Raw genomic sequence first — 15,118 nt, 5'->3', positions numbered from 1 at the left:
GCGCTGGTGAAACGCAATACCAGTTCGAAAGTTCCACAACTTCTCCGGATGCTGTGCACGCGATTAACTGATCAAATATCTGTTGACTCACCGAACCCACACACTCCGCCAGAACGCCACATCCGAATGCTGGACGTTAGTTTAGATGGGTTCGCATTCTCGGAATCTGCTCGATAACGGCGGCCCCACGGATAAAGCCGAGACTGCACCACCGCAGGCCGCCAGGTCATGATCCGCGACTCGGCGAAGGGCGTGCGGACAAGTCCACACGAGGGTGAAATAGGGGGTGAGACATGCCTTGGGGTCTCGTTTTACCGAGTCCGACACAGTACGTTTTCCCAGGCACGCCAGTCCCCAGATTCATACGGTGTGCAAGGACTCGTTGACGCTTCCGAGATGTTGGCAAGGCCGACCACAGGCCCCGTTCTCCCGACGAGAACGGGGCTTCCTCGGGTCGGTTTCCGCCTTCGACCGACCGGGTAGACGCGAGCATGGGCGCCACCTGCTCGACCGAATCCACCGCTGGCCGCCACGAATCGACGACCCCGACTGTCGGCGTCGAAGAAGAATTCATCCTCGTCGACCCGACCTCCTGGTTGCCGTCCACCGACAATGTTGCGGTTGCGGAAACCGCGTCGACACTGGGGTTGGATCTTCAGCTCGAGTTGTCCCGCTGCCAAGTCGAGACCAACTCTCCCGTGTGCCATGGCATCGACGAACTCCGAACCCACTTGATCGACATGCGTCGGCTCGCGGCAAAAGCTGCCGAGTTGAACGGCTGCAGGCTGTTGGCCGTCGGCGCACCGCTTTCGGGGCCTTCGCGTTTCGAGATCAGCGACTCGCCTCGCTACCGCCGGATGGGCGAACGCTTCGGCGCCCTCGCTGCCGAACAAAGCATCTGCGGTTGCCACATACATGTGGGCGTCGCTGATCAAGTACAGGCCGTGCAGGTCTGCAATCACGTGCGCATCTGGTTGCCCGCCTTGTTGGCACTGAGCGCCAATTCCCGTGTCCACCAAGGAGTCGACACCGACTTCGCGAGTTGGCGGGCGATCCAATGGTCCAGGTGGCCAGTCGCCGGGCCGCCGCCGTACTTCGAGACCACCGGGGACTTCGACACCGCGGTTGCGAAGATGGTGGATTGCGGCGTGATGCTCGACAAGCGGATGGCCTACTGGGATATCCGACCTTCCTGCCACCTACCGACCGTCGAGATCCGAGTCTGCGACGTTCAGCCGACAGCAGAGGATGCAGCGCTACTTGCAACCCTTGGACGGGCTCTGGTGGCAACTGCGTTACGCGCGATAGACCGGGGCATCGAGGCTCCGAACATTTCCCTCGAGAGCCTCCGCCGCGCAACCTGGGTGTCCGCGAAGGAAGGCGTCCTGGGAGCGTCGATCGATCCGATTACCTCACAAAGAATTTCAGCCACGGAACTGTTGCACCGGCTCCTGATCCATGTCCGTGACTCCCTCGACGAGGGAGGCGAGTACTCGAGCGTGGAGTCGGCGCTGCAGCTCAAATCAGTCACAGGCAACGGCAGCGACTGGCAACAGCGAACGCTGCGCCAGGTCTGCCTTCGGGAACTGATTGCGCGTGCCGTTCAGCGCACCGTACCGACCGCGCCGACTGGCACGGATACGCACGACGAGCCGACAACGGATCAGTAGTAATGCCGCCGACCACCGATGGCGTGCCCGGCCGCGCCCAGCGCGTACAGGATGATTCCGATCACCAGCAAGACGACACCAATCGTCCACAGGATCGGAATGTTCACCACGAAACCGATTATCAGCAGGATCACGCCGAGGATGATCATCACAAGCTCCTTCAGTGCGTTCACTCGGGCGGATACGCCCGCCTCGAGCCGCATACACCGCGGATACCCGTCGGCAGAGCGTTTCATACCCACTCTGACCGGGTATTTCGCTGGGCACCATAATATTTGAAGAATCGAGCCCGCCATGATGAGAATTGTGACTCTGATCGTTCTGATCTGGCTGATAGTCGGGGCCGTCGCGGCCGGCCAACGCGGCTACTACAGCAGTTCGCCGACCAACTGCGCCGGCGTCGGGACCATCGCGCTCACGGTCATCGCGGGTCCGCTGAACTACTTCGGCGTGAACCCCAAAGTCACCGATTGCACGCTCCCCCAGCCCACCGAGTGAGCTGCCGGAAGTCCACGCTAAACCGACTAGTCGTTACCCTGGAGGTGAGTCGACACACATCGAAGTGAGGGGCCACCATGACCACTGCACCAGATCGCACCCGAATCGAGTTCCCGGACATCAGCTCGCGTGCGTGGGAACACCCAGCCGATCGGGCTGCATTGGTGACGCTCCGGACGCTTCGGGGGTTCGACACTGTCCTACGGACACTGTCCGGACTGCTCCAAGAACGTCAGCACCGCCTCATGTACCTCGCCACGTCGGTGCGAGTCGACGAACGCCAGTTCAGCGACCTGAACGACCTGCGCCGTGACTGCGTCGAGATCTTGCAGGCCGACGAGACACCCGAGCTGTTCGTACTCCAGACCCCGATGGTCAACGCCTTCACCATCGGCATGGACAAGCCGTTCATGGTGGTCACTACCGGCCTATTGGACGTGATGAACTACGAGGAACAGCGGTTCATCATCGGCCACGAACTTGGCCACGCGCTGTCCGGTCATGCTGTGTATCGGACCATCCTGATGCATTTGATGCGACTGGCCGGAACCATCGGATGGCTGCCCGTCGGCGGATGGGCATTGCGCGCGATCATCGCCGCCCTCATGGAATGGCAGCGCAAGTCAGAACTGTCCGGTGATCGTGCCGGACTGTTGTGCGGGCAGGACGTACACACCGCGATTCGCGTCCAGATGAAATTGGCGGGCGGATCCCGAGTCAGTGAAATCGACATCGACGCGTTTCTTGCCCAGGCCGCCGAGTACGACGCCAGCGGCGACCTCCGCGACGGTGTACTCAAGCTCCTCAACATCGAACTGCTCTCTCACCCGTTCTCGGTGCTTCGCGCCGCCGAGCTCAAGAAGTGGGTGGACAGCGGAGACTACGCCGCGATTCTGCGCGGAAACTACCCCCGTCGCGGCGATGACGACGGAGCGAAGATCAGCGACGAGTTCAAGAATGCAGCCAAGACCTACAAGCAGAACTTCGACGAGTCGGAGGACCCTTTGATCCGCATGGTGCGCGACATCGGTAGCGGGTTGGGCGGTGCGGTGGGCGCCGTGGGGAATGGCGTCGGCGATGTAGCGTCGGACATCAAAGAACGATTCACCCACTGGCGCAAGAGTTCCGACAGGTCGAAGGGCACTGACGACGCCGAGTAAGCAGAATCGGGACCTGCCGCCGAAGGCAGTCGGCGACAGGTCCCGGGCTCTTGGCGTGAAGGTGATGCAGGCTTCCCTCTGCACCACCCTCACGTTCACAGACAGTACCAGCAGTCGAACAAACGTGCGAACTGAAAGCGGTCGTGTCGAATCACCGGTTGTCGGGTACGCGGCATAGGACCACTACAGAAGGGAGCCGACATGCATGCTGGGCGACTGAAGAAGGTCGGTTCGAGTGACGGCCCGTTTGCCTCCGTGTACTTCGAAGACGTCCGTAACCGGGAAGATGCGCGCGAGCGCTTCGAACTCGAATGGCGCTCGATGCGCAATCAACTCACGAAACAGGGAGCATCGGAATCGCTGATCGCACGACTGGACGAGGTGAAGGACAACCATCACGGCATCTCAGGTCGCGCCGGACGCGCGATCGTCGCCACTTCCGAGGCAGTGCTGATCGACGATATTCTGCTCGAACCTGCCGGCTCCATTATCGCGACCTTGGGCGAACTGCCCTACCTGATTCCACTGATCGCACATGGATACGACACCGAACCGTTCCTCATCGCCAAGGTCGACCACACTGGCGCGGACCTGTGCGTGCGCGATGCTCGCGGGCGTGACGTGTACGGCGAAACGGTAGACGGAGACGGCTTCCCGGTCCACAAGGCACACGTGGGCGGTCAGGAGCGATACACCGACAGCCAAAGCCTCGTGGAGGAGAATATCCGGAAGAACCTGACTCAGGCTGTGGAGCGCGCGGCGGCGCTCGCCCGTGAACACAAGGTCGCGCTGGTAGTTGTCATCGGAGAAGTACAATCCCGCAAAGCTTTTGCACAGCTTTTGCCGTCGACGCTACGGGTGGTGGACGTCGAAAAGGGTTCGCGTTCAGTCGGTTCGACACCCGCCGAGGTGTCCAAGTCGATCCGCGAACTGATCGACACGCAGCGACTGCGCAGAATGGATGTGGAAACCGAACGCTACGTCGCCGAGCAGGGCCGGGACTCCGGCCTCTCCATCGACGGGACCGCACGCGTCCTCGACGCCCTCGAACAGGGCAAGGTCGAGACGCTGCTGCTCACCGATCCCGACGACAAGGAAGTCACCAGTGGAAAGCTGATCGGGCCCGCCGATCGCGTACTCCCTTACATCGCAATCGGGACCGGCACCGAGTTGGTACAGATCGACGAACGCCTCGTTCTCGCCGACGGATACGGCGCGATACTTCGGCACCCTTGAACGCCGGAGCCTGCTGATCAGATTCGGTGGCGAGCACGTTCTATCGAGAAGCGTGCTTGCCCACCGAGTCCGGGAAACCATCGGCAATTGCTGCGACGAGTTCCAGATATGCCCGTGCCGTGCGCTTGTTCAACAACTTCAAGTCGATCGGACCGCCTTCGCCCAGGTGATCGTCGTAGGGCAACGTCTTGACCGCTCGCACTCCACGCTGAGCGAAAACGTCCTCGAGTTGATCGAGGTCGAGCGAAGACGAACCCGGCCGCGTCGAATTGATCGCCACGACCGACCTGCTCACCAGATCTGCGTATCCGTGCTTGGTCAGCCAACTGAGCGTTGCTGCAGCACTACGGGCACCATCCTGAGCCGTCGGGCTGACGACAACCAAAGCATCTGCTTCGTCGAGAATTCCGTACATGGCCGAGTGCATGATTCCGGTGCCACAGTCGGTGATGACGATGTTGTAATGCACCTCGAGAATTCGGAGAGTATCGAGGTAGTCCTGCTCGTTGAACGACTCCGAAGTTTCCGGATCTGCCTCACTCGCAAGGATTTCGAGTCGGCTGTCGCCTTGCGAGGTGTAGTAGCGAACATCGCTGTACGTACGAATGTCACCGTCGGCCAACAGATCACGAACGGTCAGGTGATGTTCACGTCGTTCGCGATCAGCCAGGGTCCCCAGGTCGGGATTGGCGTCGATGGCTACGATTCGATCCCCACGGATCGATGCTAACGTCGAACCGACAGTTTTGGCCGCCGTGGTTTTCCCCACTCCACCCTTGAGTGAGATGAAAGCAATCTTGTACACGCCGCGCACCGTTCGGTTGGCACGGCGCACGAGAGCCTGGTGTTCGAGTTCGGCAGCCGACTGCCCGGTGTTGATCCGGCCCCCGGTGAGTTTGAACAACACACTGCCCAAACCGCGTTCGGGTGGACGCTTCGCCCGCTTGATGATGTCCAGGTCGTCGACGGAGGTCATAGGCCTGGGCGTCGAGGTCCGGAAATCGGTCGGCTCTTCACGACGTTGCTGGCGCATCCGCTGACTGGGCAACGGTTTTGCTGCAGGCTCGTCGAATTGTGGTGTGAAGGTGACGGTTCGAATCGACGTTGCATAGCCGTCGTCGGACGCGTCGAAATGGCCGTCGCCCTGAGTCGTTCCGGAGTTGTTCCCCAGGACTCCGTTATTCGAACCGTTGTTATCGCTGCGCACCGTTTTCCTAGGTCGAGTTCGGAATCATTTCGGACATAGCCTCTCGGACGCTATCACTCTGGCGGGCTTGCCGTTCTCTGCTCAATACCGTCGTGGCACAACAGACCGTTACACCCGCACTTCGATGACTTTGGTCCCCAAGCTTGTGCCGATCTCAGCAAATACGAACGTCGTAACGATATGCGGCACAGATATCTTCATCTGCCGCTAGAAACAGCCTTCCGCAATGTCAGGGCAAATCCCTTGGTAACAAACGAGAAAAGGGAGGGCGATCGCCTCGGCGATCACCCTCCCTTCATGGACAAGTGTTCAGCTGCTGCAGAATTCCGAACTGCCGAGACTTCCGAAAATCGTCGACAGATCCACACTTCCGAACGAACTGCCCGTATCGCAGCCGTCGGCAGTGAGCGCGAAGTCGACACCGGTGACGTCATTCGTGCTCAGATTCACCGGAATTACTGCTGGATCGGCACCGCATCCGCTGCCGGGAACCACTTCTACGGAATAGCCGTCCTTGGCCGGCTTGTACTGAAAGAAGTAGTCACCGGAATCATCCGTCGTTGTCGTCGCGATTTGCGTGCCGGCATCGAGGAGATTCAACGTCACGTCAGACGCGCCGACCCCGTCAGCACCCGGACACCCAGTGACAGTTCCGACGATGCTGAACACCTTCACCAACTCGAAGTCGATCCCGGTCGCGTCGGACGTCGTCAGATCTACCGCCGTCCTGTCGGGTACGGATCCGCATCCAGCCGGCGAGTATGGACTGACCGTGTAATTGCCCGGAGGAACGTTCGTGATCGTGTATCCGCCACCCACCCCGACAGTGGCCGAGGATATCTGCGTCGAGCCATCCCATACGACCATCCATATCCCGACCGGATCGCCAGTATCGCTACACGAGTTGACAAGGGTGCCCGACACGGAGCGTGTGACCGGGTCCGCCGAGGCCACCGAAGACAGGAAGAGACCGAACGCACCCATCAGGGCGAATATCGCAAAGAATCGACGCCTCATGAAACTCTCCTATGTGTTTGCCCTGCCGTCGACCCGTTGCCGGCGACCAGAGCCAAGTCTGGCACCGGAAAATGACCGTCACGTTTGTTTCACCCGGTCCTCGGCAAAGTTTGGCGAATCGGACAAATCCCCCACCTAACGCGTTCGTCGGTCGGCCACCGAAACGATCCCGACCGATCACCTACTAAGCCCGGTAGTAGGCGCCTGTATCCTTTCGCGTATGACGCCGGGTCCGAAAGATGTCGCGCAGCTGCGCGGCGCTTTCGTGGGCGGCACCTCCGGCGCGGTTTCCGTCGCTGCCCACGCGCTCGGTGGCGGCGGCATGGCCCCGTCCGAAAGCGCTGTCGTGTTGCTGATCCTCGCCTGCGCGAGCGTCGGCGCGGTGGTCGCGTCCATCGACACCCGTCGCTCCCCCGCGCTCTTGCTCGCCCTCATGCTCGCTGCGGGTCAGGCCATTGGTCACGCGACGTTGACCATCGCTTCGGATCATCAACACGGCCTGCTCCTGTCCCTTCCGATGCTCGCAGCACACATCGCTGCCGTCGGAGTGTGCGCAGTGCTGATCCGCGGCGCAGAACGCGGATACGTCGTGGCCGCATCGACGGTAGCGGCAATCGTCGCCGTTCTATTGCGCCCGTGGGCAGCTGAACCGTCACCGTTCGCTGCACGTACTCGATACCGCGCCAAAGTTGTTCTACGTCAACTTCTCACCTCTGGCCTGGGCACTCGCGGCCCACCGGCATTCGTGTAACTCACCTCCCCTTTCCTTTCACGCACGTGATTACGTGCGCCACTTTGCTGTGCGCCTTTATTAACCGCCCGCGGTTAACAAAGGCGCACGGCGGGATCGAGTACACGCATGTCCGCACCCGAATTGGAGCGCGCACAGACGCGCGCGTCCAACGACAGTTCTCCCCCGAAGAAGCAGGTTGGCGGCGCCAGACCACTGATCCTGCGTCTGCACTTCTACGCCGGCGTCCTGATCGGACCGTTCATCCTCATCGCCGCTTTGAGCGGTGGCCTCTACGCGATGGCACCCACCATCGAGAAGTTCGTTTACAGCGACTACCTCCAGACCGACACCACCGGACAGATCGCGTCACTGAACGACCAGATCCGTTCCGCTCAGCAGTACCGCCCCGACTTGACGGTCTCGGCAGTACGTCCGTCCCCTGCTGCCGGCGAAACCACCCGAGTCCTGTTCACCGATCCGTCACTGGGCGAATCGGAGAGGCTCGCCGTCTTCGTCGATCCGGTGCTCGCACAGCCGGTCGGCGAGTTGGCGGTCTACGGAAGCAGTGGTTCGCTGCCGCTGCGAACCTGGATCTCCCAACTGCATCGCCACCTTCATCTCGGCGAACCCGGCCGCCTCTACAGCGAATTGGCCGCGTCGTGGATGTGGGTGGTCGCACTCGGCGGTGTCTACCTCTGGTTCCGTCGTTACCGCACCGCCCGGAACGCTCGACTGCTCACGATCGACCGAGCATCCACCGGACGAAGCCGGACCCTGAACTGGCACGGTGTCGTCGGCATCTGGATAGCAGTTGCATTGGTCTTCCTCTCGGCGACCGGCCTCACGTGGTCGACCTACGCCGGAGAGAACGTCAGCAATCTGAGAACCGCGTTGAGTTGGACGACGCCCTCAGTTGTGAAAACTCTCGGCGACGCTCCCCCTCCGGCGACAGGCGGGCACGAGGGTCACGACATGGCCCCCGCCGCCACCGGCACGCTGACGGACACCAACGTCGGACGCGTCGACACCGTCCTCGGTATCGCCAGGTACAACGGGATCACCGGTCCTGTCGAAGTATCGATACCCGCGAACGCCGAGACGGCGTTCACCGTCGCCCAGACACGTCAGCCCTGGGTGTACAGCAACAACACCATCGCAATCGACGGAGCGACGCAAAAGGTCACCGACGAGTTGTGGTTCTCGGATTGGCCACTCGCAGCCAAACTTTCGGCCTGGGGAATCCAACTCCACATGGGCCTGCTGTTCGGTCTTGCCAACCAGATCGCACTCGCCGCACTGGCACTCGCACTGGTCAGCGTGGTCATTCGGGGCTACATCATGTGGTGGCGCCGACGCCCCACTCGTGGCTCCGACTGGGCAGTCGGCCGGGTTCCTGCCCGCGGCGGAATCCGCAACCTCTCCCCGGTCGGCCTCGTTGCTCTCGTCGCGATCACGGCGTTGGTCGGCTGGTTCGTTCCGCTACTCGGCATCAGCCTTCTCGCATTCCTGCTGATCGACCTGTGCCTTGCGGCGTTCAAACGCCGTGCCACCACCTGACACTTCACGAATTACGGAGACACACATGACTGTTCGCACAAAGATATTCGCAGCTGTTGCACTGTCCGCAGCTCTCGCCCTGACCGGCTGTTCTTCCAACTCCGACAAGGAAACCGAAGCTGCACAATCCATCACAGTTCAGGATCAATGGGTCAAGGCCGCGCCGGAAGGAATGAGCGCGGCGTTCGCCGAACTCGTCAACTCCAGTGACAAGGACGTACGCGTGGTCTCGGCCACCAGCCCCGCGTCGTCTCGACTCGAGCTGCACGAAGTCGTGACCGGCGACGGCGGAACGATGACGATGCGTCCCAAGGACGGCGGTTTCCTGGTCCCTGCCAACGGGTCCGCCTCCCTCACCCCGGGCGGTGACCACCTCATGTTCATGGACCTGTCCGCGCCGCTGCTCCCAGGCGCAGAAACCGACCTCACCTTGATCTACGACGACGGTTCCAGCACCACGTTCACAGCCCAGATTCGCGACTTCTCCGGTAATCAGGAGAACTACGACCCGAATCACGGTGGCTGAGAACACGAACCCGCCCAGCCGAGCACTCAGCCGGCGGCGCCTTCTCGGAGGAGGCGCCGCCGCGCTCGGCGTCGCGGGAATAACTTGGGGCGCAACCACAGTGGTGGAGCGCAGCGAACACGAGCAGCAAGCAGGCAAGCTGGTGGAACCGTTCTACGGCGTCCACCAAGCCGGCATCGACACCACTCCGCAAGCGCACGGCACGTTCATCGGGTTCGACCTCTTGCCTGGAACCGATCGAGCAGTCGTCGTCGGAATCATGAAGATGTGGTCCGAGGATGCGTCACGGCTCACCGCGGGCAACCCGGCGTTGGCGGACACCGAACGGGAACTGGCTGTGGATCCGGCACGCTTGACAGTGACCGTCGGCTACGGCCCTGGCCTGTTCACCAAGCTGGGATTGCAAGCACGTCAACCGGACTGGTTCGAGCCGTTGCCGAGCTACGCGATCGACCGACTTGACGATCGATGGGGCGGATCGGACCTGTTGTTGCAGATTTGTGGCGACGATCCGGTGACCATTGCTCATGCTGTGCGAGTTCTGACCAAGAACGTCCGATCACTGACGACCATCCGGTGGACGCAAAAGGGATTCCGCAACGCTCGCGGCACCACGCCTGAGGGAACCACGATGCGCAATCTCATGGGCCAAGTGGACGGGACCGTCAATCCTGCTCCGGGAACAGTGGATTTCGATTCACTGATCTGGCACGACGGCGCGGGTCAGTCGTGGCTGGCGGGCGGAACCTCGTTGGTACTGCGACGCATTCGCATGGAAATGGATACCTGGGACGAACTCGACCGTTCGGGGCGCGAACTCACGATGGGGCGCACGTTGTCCAATGGCGCTCCGCTCAACGGAACCAACGAATTCGACGAAGCGGATTTCACACTCACGGACAAGTTCGGCATTCCGGTGATCCCGCCAGGATCACACATCGCGCGAGCCCACCAGACGCATGAGAAGGAGCAGTTCTTCCGTCGGGCATACAACTACGACGACGCACCCGAGAGCGGGCAGACCTCGAATTCGGGATTGATCTTCGCAGCATTCCAACGGGACATCGCCGAGCAATATCTACCGGTCCAACAGCGATTGAGTGACTTCGACGCACTCAACGAGTGGACGACGCCGATCGGTTCTGCGGTGTATCTCATTCCGCCGGGATGCACCGAGAACGACTATCTGGGAAGCGGATTGCTCGGCTGACAACCCCGGGCAACGATATTGTGGGGGCGGGATCCGAACGGATCCCGCCCCCACAGTGCCTTCTACCTGAAGTTGTTGCGTTACTTGGACTTACGAGGTCCCGGCATGACCGCACCTGGACGGGCGGTAGTCAACCTCGTGACCCAACCGCTGACGGGCCACTTCTTCAGGCCGACGTTGTGCGGGGTGACCTCGGTTCCGACGTACTTGGCAGCAAGCTCGTCGTCGACGGTTCCGTTGAACCGCCACAGTTGGCTTCCGTCGGCATTGCGAGTGGACACCTCCCATGACTGAGCACGGAAGGCACCACGAATGATGCTGTCGGCAAACACCAGAACGGGAATTCCGATCTCGGCACGAACAGCCGCACCGGCAGACCACTCGGCGCGCGCGAGTTCGTAGATCTCTTCCGGCGTTGCTCCCGGACGGGCGGAGGCCGGTACGTGGAGGACGATGCTCGGCGTCGGGAGTTCCGGCGCGGGATCAGCCGAGTAGCGCAATGCGAGTTCCTCGACGCGGGTCGCTCGGGCGTCCTTGTCCGAGATATCGCCTGCGAGATTGGTCAGACCCTCTCCCGCGTCGGTGATCCGCAAGGCTTCCACGATGCCGCGGACGACCTCGTCGGTAGTGGCGGCCGAATCCGTGGCGGCAGAGACCGAGCGGAGGAGTACGAAGTGCTCCACCGCCGAACCTGCGTCGTAGATCTCGCGGATCCGAGCGATCTTGGCTGCCGTCACAGCAGCATTCGACTCGGCCGGAGCGTCCGCTCCTTCGAGGTTCGCGAGTTCACCGAGCGCTTCGAATACCGGCGCGAATACTTGATTTCCCGTGCCGTGCCCGACATGGAACACCTGGTCGTTACGCGGGTCACGCAAAGCAAAGACGTACTGCCCCAGCCTCTTCCCGACCTTCTCGGAGAACGGCTGCGGAGCCGGCTTCCTGACGACGACCTCGGTGGACAGAGTGCGCATCACGGCCAGACGCAGTGCGTCTGGCACGCTGGTGGAACCGGCAGCACCGGAAAAGATTGCCGCCGAAGCAGCGCTGATCGAGGTGAACGTGCGGCCGACTTGCTTCTCGAGAGATGCAGAGACCGTACCGACCGCAGTCAGTTTTGCATCGAGGGTGCCGTCACCCTCGACAAGGAACTCCTTGATCAACGGAGCAACGAGCAAGGTGGAGCCGATAGCGCGAGGAACTGTCCAGACAATAGCCATGCCACGAGCCTAGGCGATCACCTCGAGACGCGAGGCGAACGCGACTCAGCCCGCCGCTGCCGGCCCGGCCAGTCCCTGCACAAGTAGGTTCCAGGCCGAGTGCGCGACTTCTTTTCGCGAGCTCTCGGCGGTCCGTTCCATGATCGCGGCGAACATCGCGATCGCCAGAATCACGTCCTCAGCGGTCACGGACTCGCGTATCTTCCCAGCTCGACGCGCCTCCTCGAGGCGTCCTTCGAGGAGATCGGTCAGGCGGGTGCCTGCCGAATTCAGTCGTGAGTCGCCGAAGGAGACGGGCTTGATGACCTCCACGAACACGATGGAGGTGGTGATCTGGTCTACCAACAATCGAAAAAGATCGTCGAGAGTCGAATCCGGATCGGCAGCCATATCTTGCAGCTCGACGATGTTCTCGTCGAACACCGCGAGTGCGAGGCTTTCGCGAGTGGGAAAGTGCCGGTAGAGGCTGCCCTGACCGACGCCGGCCGTGCGGGCGATCAGGCTGAGCGGAGCAGCAAAACCCTGAGTGGCGAACACCTCACGAGCTGCTGAGACGAGTGCCGCACGATTGCGCGCCGCATCTCTCGGCCCTCTGTTGAGAGATCCGCTATTGACGCGGCCAGACGATGTCACGCACACTACGATACCAACCGGACAGCATTGTCCGGTTGGTTGCGGCCCGACACCGGTTCACACCCCGACCCGATCGTCGTGAGCGCTCGAACACGCGCCTGCCCTCCGTGCTGCCTGTCCGTGAGATACGTCTGCCCGTGAGATACGAAAGGCAATCCCGCACCGGGAGTTGGACTCGATGAAATCGTTCACGACCATCAGAACCAGATCTGCCATCGCACTCGTCGCCTTGATCACCGTCCTTCCCGTGTGCGTCGCGTCGGCTGAGCCCGCCACTGCCCCGGGCTCGATCCACGAGAACCCGGGTGTCGCTTCCACCGCCGCAAGCCGCGCCGAATGCGGCCCGGGATCGATGCCCGAGACCGGGTTGCAGGGTGATGTTCCGGCCGAGGACCGAAACAGCGGACGCAGCCGAGACGGCTACAGCTGCAACATGTCTCAGATCGGCGGCTACTCGGGTCGCGGCGGCGGGATCACGTCCACCAACTTCGAACACTGCTCGTACGTCGGCAGTTTCTTCCCCGGGAACCTCCTGGGCCCCGCCCAGGGCGTCCAAGTTCTCGACGTATCGGATCCTGCCAATCCTGCTCTCACCGCCACGCTGACCGAACCCGCGATGCTGGCCGGAACGTGGGAGAGCCTCAAGGTCAACACCGCGCGAAAGCTGCTGGTGGGCACGGGCGTTCCGCTCTTGACCGGCGTCGGCCTGATGTCGGTCTACGACATCTCCGATTGCGCGCACCCGAAACTACTCAACCCCGGACCAGGAACCGATCTGGGGATGCTGCTGCCCATCACCAATCACGAGGGAGGATTTTCACCGGACGGGAACACCTACTGGTCTTCCGGCACCGCTCCCGGCGTGGTGAGCGCCGTCGATCTCACCGATCCCGCCAACCCGCGCGTCGTCTGGCAGGACCTCATCGGGTTGTCGACGCACGGATTCGGAATCAGTCCCGACGGAAATCGCATGTACTTGTCGAACAATCTCGGCGGAATACATGTCCTCGATATCAGTGAAGTTCAGCGCCGCGTCCCGAATCCTCGGGTGCGCCAACTGTCCCAGCTCTCGTGGACCGACGGTTGGGCCACCCAACACAGCATTCCGGTCACCTACGACGGTTCGCCGTACCTGTTCACCGTCGACGAAGGTGGTTCCGGCGGAGTCAAATTGATCGACGTCTCCGATGACGACGAACCGTCGGTCGTCAATTCGGTGAAGCTCGAAATCAATCTGCCGGAGAATCAAGACGCTGCGCTGGCGTCCGCGGCCGGTGGATCGCTGTTCGCGTACGAATCTCACTACTGTTCGGCCGATCGCCCGGTCGACCCGACGGCGCTGGCATGTGGATGGATCTCGAGCGGGATTCGGGTCTTCGATGTTCGAGATCCCTTCGACGTCCACGAAATTGCGTACTTCAACCCACCTGCTCGGACCGGCGGCAATCTCGAACTCGCCAACTCGCCACACGCTCTCGCGTCGCTCATCGGGGTACCCGTTCTCAGCACCCCGGCAATCGCGCAGTCGATCGCGCAGGGCCAGTTCGACCCCGGCCAAGCACTGAGTTCGCGGTCGGGCATGGTCGCTCTCGGCGACATCTCGACCGATTGGTGCTTCTCCCCGCCCGAATGGCGCGGGACCACGTTGTGGGCGACGTGCGCCGACAACGGCTTTGTTGCCATGCAACTCGAAAACGGTGTCTACACACCACCGGCTGACCAGAAGACGACCGTGGGATCATGACGGCGCCGCGAGCGGTCAAAGCCGTCGCACTCGTGGCTGCAGCACTGATGCTGCTCGTACTCGGCGCAGCACTACGTCCGCTGTTCGCACCCGAGAACCACACGCAGAGAGCTGTTCTGAGCGAAACCGAAATCGGATTCGTGCACGACATGGCGGCCCACCATCAACAGGCCCTCTTCATTCTCGCGCGTCTGAGTCCCGATGTGGACCCGGCGGTGACGAGACTGGCCCAGCAGATCGACGATGTTCAACGAACGGAAATCGGTGTCATGCTCGGTTGGCTGAGGTTGGCCGGTGTCCCGCCGAACAGTAGAACGCCGATGGCGTGGATGGAGGCGTCGCCGAGCGGCGCGGGCGACTCTCGTCATCACCCGGCAACGCTGGACACCGAGACCGACTCCATGCCGGGTATGGCTACGACCGAAGAACTCGAGAAACTGAGCAGCGCTCGCGGGCTCGACGCCGAGGTCCTTTTCCTTCAACTGATGGAACGCCACCACCGTGGCGGGATCGCTATGGCGCAGGCCGCCGATGCCCTGCTCGAGAGCGGGCCGGTGAAACAGTCCGCCCGCGACATGATCAACACCCAGAGTCAGGAATCCGGGCTGATGACACTGATGCTCGAACAACGTGGGGCACAACCACTGCACTGACCCGCATGTCCAGTGACTACCATAGGTGTCGACCTGCGAACTACAGAAGGAATTGAC

Annotated in this window: 15 protein-coding genes; 10 read left to right on the top strand and 5 right to left on the bottom strand. The window is 61.8% G+C overall.

The genetic code is table 11. The features are described from left to right. The first annotated feature begins 491 nt into the window (after positions 1-491). Positions 492-1,670 carry a glutamate--cysteine ligase gene (locus EHW12_RS05620; protein WP_125050381.1) on the top strand — a complete coding sequence of 393 codons (1,179 nt, stop codon included), beginning with the start codon at positions 492-494 and terminating at the stop codon, positions 1,668-1,670. On the opposite strand, the gene EHW12_RS35110 is transcribed toward EHW12_RS05620, so the two are convergent. Then, entirely contained in the window at positions 1,664-1,819 is a 156-nt protein-coding gene (locus EHW12_RS35110) for a DUF6131 family protein (RefSeq protein ID WP_003945912.1), read from the bottom strand. The genes EHW12_RS05620 and EHW12_RS35110 overlap by 7 nt on opposite strands. Positions 1,820-1,964: 145 nt before the next feature. Between EHW12_RS35110 and EHW12_RS05615 the strand changes: the two genes are divergently transcribed. The 3 genes from EHW12_RS05615 (at position 1,965) to EHW12_RS05605 (ending at position 4,564) form a co-directional block, all read left to right on the top strand. Beyond that, the gene (locus tag EHW12_RS05615; protein WP_003945456.1) at positions 1,965-2,168 is read left to right on the top strand and encodes a hypothetical protein; all 204 of its coding nucleotides are present in this window, start codon (positions 1,965-1,967) and stop codon (positions 2,166-2,168) included. 77 nt (positions 2,169-2,245) lie between these two features. After that, complete coding sequence (locus EHW12_RS05610) at positions 2,246-3,328, top strand: M48 family metallopeptidase (RefSeq protein WP_003945574.1); 1,083 nt, start codon at positions 2,246-2,248, stop codon at positions 3,326-3,328. Between the two features lie 201 nt (positions 3,329-3,529). Further along, complete coding sequence (locus tag EHW12_RS05605; protein WP_125050380.1) at positions 3,530-4,564, top strand: hypothetical protein; 1,035 nt, start codon at positions 3,530-3,532, stop codon at positions 4,562-4,564. Positions 4,565-4,604: 40 nt separating this feature from the next. Here the strand turns inward: EHW12_RS05605 and EHW12_RS05600 are convergent, their stop codons facing one another. Both EHW12_RS05600 and EHW12_RS05595 read right to left on the bottom strand, forming a co-directional pair. Further along, positions 4,605-5,771 carry a MinD/ParA family protein gene (locus tag EHW12_RS05600; RefSeq protein ID WP_125050379.1) on the bottom strand — a complete coding sequence of 389 codons (1,167 nt, stop codon included), beginning with the start codon at positions 5,769-5,771 and terminating at the stop codon, positions 4,605-4,607. A gap of 309 nt (positions 5,772-6,080) precedes the next feature. Continuing rightward, on the bottom strand, positions 6,081-6,788 hold the full coding sequence (locus EHW12_RS05595; RefSeq protein ID WP_064112938.1) for a hypothetical protein: 708 nt from the start codon (positions 6,786-6,788) through the stop codon (positions 6,081-6,083). Positions 6,789-7,008: 220 nt separating this feature from the next. Here EHW12_RS05595 and EHW12_RS05590 point away from each other — a divergent pair, with 220 nt between their 5' ends. From EHW12_RS05590 to EHW12_RS05575, 4 genes are all read left to right on the top strand, one after another. Next, a complete protein-coding gene (locus EHW12_RS05590) occupies positions 7,009-7,539 on the top strand; it encodes a hypothetical protein (RefSeq protein WP_047269282.1) in 531 nt (176 codons plus the stop codon). Positions 7,540-7,647: 108 nt separating this feature from the next. Further along, complete coding sequence (locus tag EHW12_RS05585; protein ID WP_063314929.1) at positions 7,648-9,078, top strand: PepSY domain-containing protein; 1,431 nt, start codon at positions 7,648-7,650, stop codon at positions 9,076-9,078. Positions 9,079-9,103: 25 nt separating this feature from the next. Then, a complete protein-coding gene (locus tag EHW12_RS05580; RefSeq protein ID WP_003945769.1) occupies positions 9,104-9,604 on the top strand; it encodes a copper chaperone PCu(A)C in 501 nt (166 codons plus the stop codon). Beyond that, entirely contained in the window at positions 9,597-10,814 is a 1,218-nt protein-coding gene (locus tag EHW12_RS05575; protein ID WP_042920208.1) for a Dyp-type peroxidase, read from the top strand. The genes EHW12_RS05580 and EHW12_RS05575 overlap by 8 nt, the downstream gene beginning before the upstream one ends. Positions 10,815-10,894: 80 nt before the next feature. Here EHW12_RS05575 and EHW12_RS05570 read toward each other — a convergent pair whose 3' ends face one another. Both EHW12_RS05570 and EHW12_RS05565 read right to left on the bottom strand, forming a co-directional pair. Beyond that, positions 10,895-12,031: a GIY-YIG nuclease family protein gene (locus EHW12_RS05570; RefSeq protein ID WP_125050378.1), complete on the bottom strand. Its 1,137-nt coding sequence runs from the start codon at positions 12,029-12,031 to the stop codon at positions 10,895-10,897. A gap of 45 nt (positions 12,032-12,076) precedes the next feature. After that, a complete protein-coding gene (locus EHW12_RS05565; protein ID WP_223304676.1) occupies positions 12,077-12,664 on the bottom strand; it encodes a TetR/AcrR family transcriptional regulator in 588 nt (195 codons plus the stop codon). 178 nt (positions 12,665-12,842) lie between these two features. Here EHW12_RS05565 and EHW12_RS05560 point away from each other — a divergent pair, with 178 nt between their 5' ends. Both EHW12_RS05560 and EHW12_RS05555 read left to right on the top strand, forming a co-directional pair. After that, complete coding sequence (locus tag EHW12_RS05560; RefSeq protein WP_003945495.1) at positions 12,843-14,408, top strand: hypothetical protein; 1,566 nt, start codon at positions 12,843-12,845, stop codon at positions 14,406-14,408. Then, positions 14,405-15,061 carry a DUF305 domain-containing protein gene (locus tag EHW12_RS05555; protein WP_007734614.1) on the top strand — a complete coding sequence of 219 codons (657 nt, stop codon included), beginning with the start codon at positions 14,405-14,407 and terminating at the stop codon, positions 15,059-15,061. Before EHW12_RS05560 ends, EHW12_RS05555 begins: the two co-directional genes overlap by 4 nt. Positions 15,062-15,118 lie beyond the last annotated feature (57 nt).

Source organism: Rhodococcus sp. NJ-530, from assembly GCF_003860625.1.
Lineage (GTDB): Bacteria > Actinomycetota > Actinomycetes > Mycobacteriales > Mycobacteriaceae > Rhodococcus_F > Rhodococcus_F qingshengii.
The sequence above is the reverse complement of the archived record's forward strand: the minus strand, read 5'-3'. Positions and strand labels throughout refer to the sequence as shown.

What these genes read in the sequence shown, in the direction of transcription:
- EHW12_RS05620 (WP_125050381.1), top strand. Translation starts at nt 492, where the DNA reads ATGGGCGCCACCTGCTCGACCGAATCCACCGCTGGCCGCCACGAATCG.
- EHW12_RS35110 (WP_003945912.1), bottom strand. Translation starts at nt 1,819, where the DNA reads ATGATCATCCTCGGCGTGATCCTGCTGATAATCGGTTTCGTGGTGAAC.
- EHW12_RS05615 (WP_003945456.1), top strand. Translation starts at nt 1,965, where the DNA reads ATGATGAGAATTGTGACTCTGATCGTTCTGATCTGGCTGATAGTCGGG.
- EHW12_RS05610 (WP_003945574.1), top strand. Translation starts at nt 2,246, where the DNA reads ATGACCACTGCACCAGATCGCACCCGAATCGAGTTCCCGGACATCAGC.
- EHW12_RS05605 (WP_125050380.1), top strand. Translation starts at nt 3,530, where the DNA reads ATGCATGCTGGGCGACTGAAGAAGGTCGGTTCGAGTGACGGCCCGTTT.
- EHW12_RS05595 (WP_064112938.1), bottom strand. Translation starts at nt 6,788, where the DNA reads ATGAGGCGTCGATTCTTTGCGATATTCGCCCTGATGGGTGCGTTCGGT.
- EHW12_RS05590 (WP_047269282.1), top strand. Translation starts at nt 7,009, where the DNA reads ATGACGCCGGGTCCGAAAGATGTCGCGCAGCTGCGCGGCGCTTTCGTG.
- EHW12_RS05585 (WP_063314929.1), top strand. Translation starts at nt 7,648, where the DNA reads ATGTCCGCACCCGAATTGGAGCGCGCACAGACGCGCGCGTCCAACGAC.
- EHW12_RS05580 (WP_003945769.1), top strand. Translation starts at nt 9,104, where the DNA reads ATGACTGTTCGCACAAAGATATTCGCAGCTGTTGCACTGTCCGCAGCT.
- EHW12_RS05570 (WP_125050378.1), bottom strand. Translation starts at nt 12,031, where the DNA reads ATGGCTATTGTCTGGACAGTTCCTCGCGCTATCGGCTCCACCTTGCTC.
- EHW12_RS05560 (WP_003945495.1), top strand. Translation starts at nt 12,843, where the DNA reads ATGAAATCGTTCACGACCATCAGAACCAGATCTGCCATCGCACTCGTC.
- EHW12_RS05555 (WP_007734614.1), top strand. Translation starts at nt 14,405, where the DNA reads ATGACGGCGCCGCGAGCGGTCAAAGCCGTCGCACTCGTGGCTGCAGCA.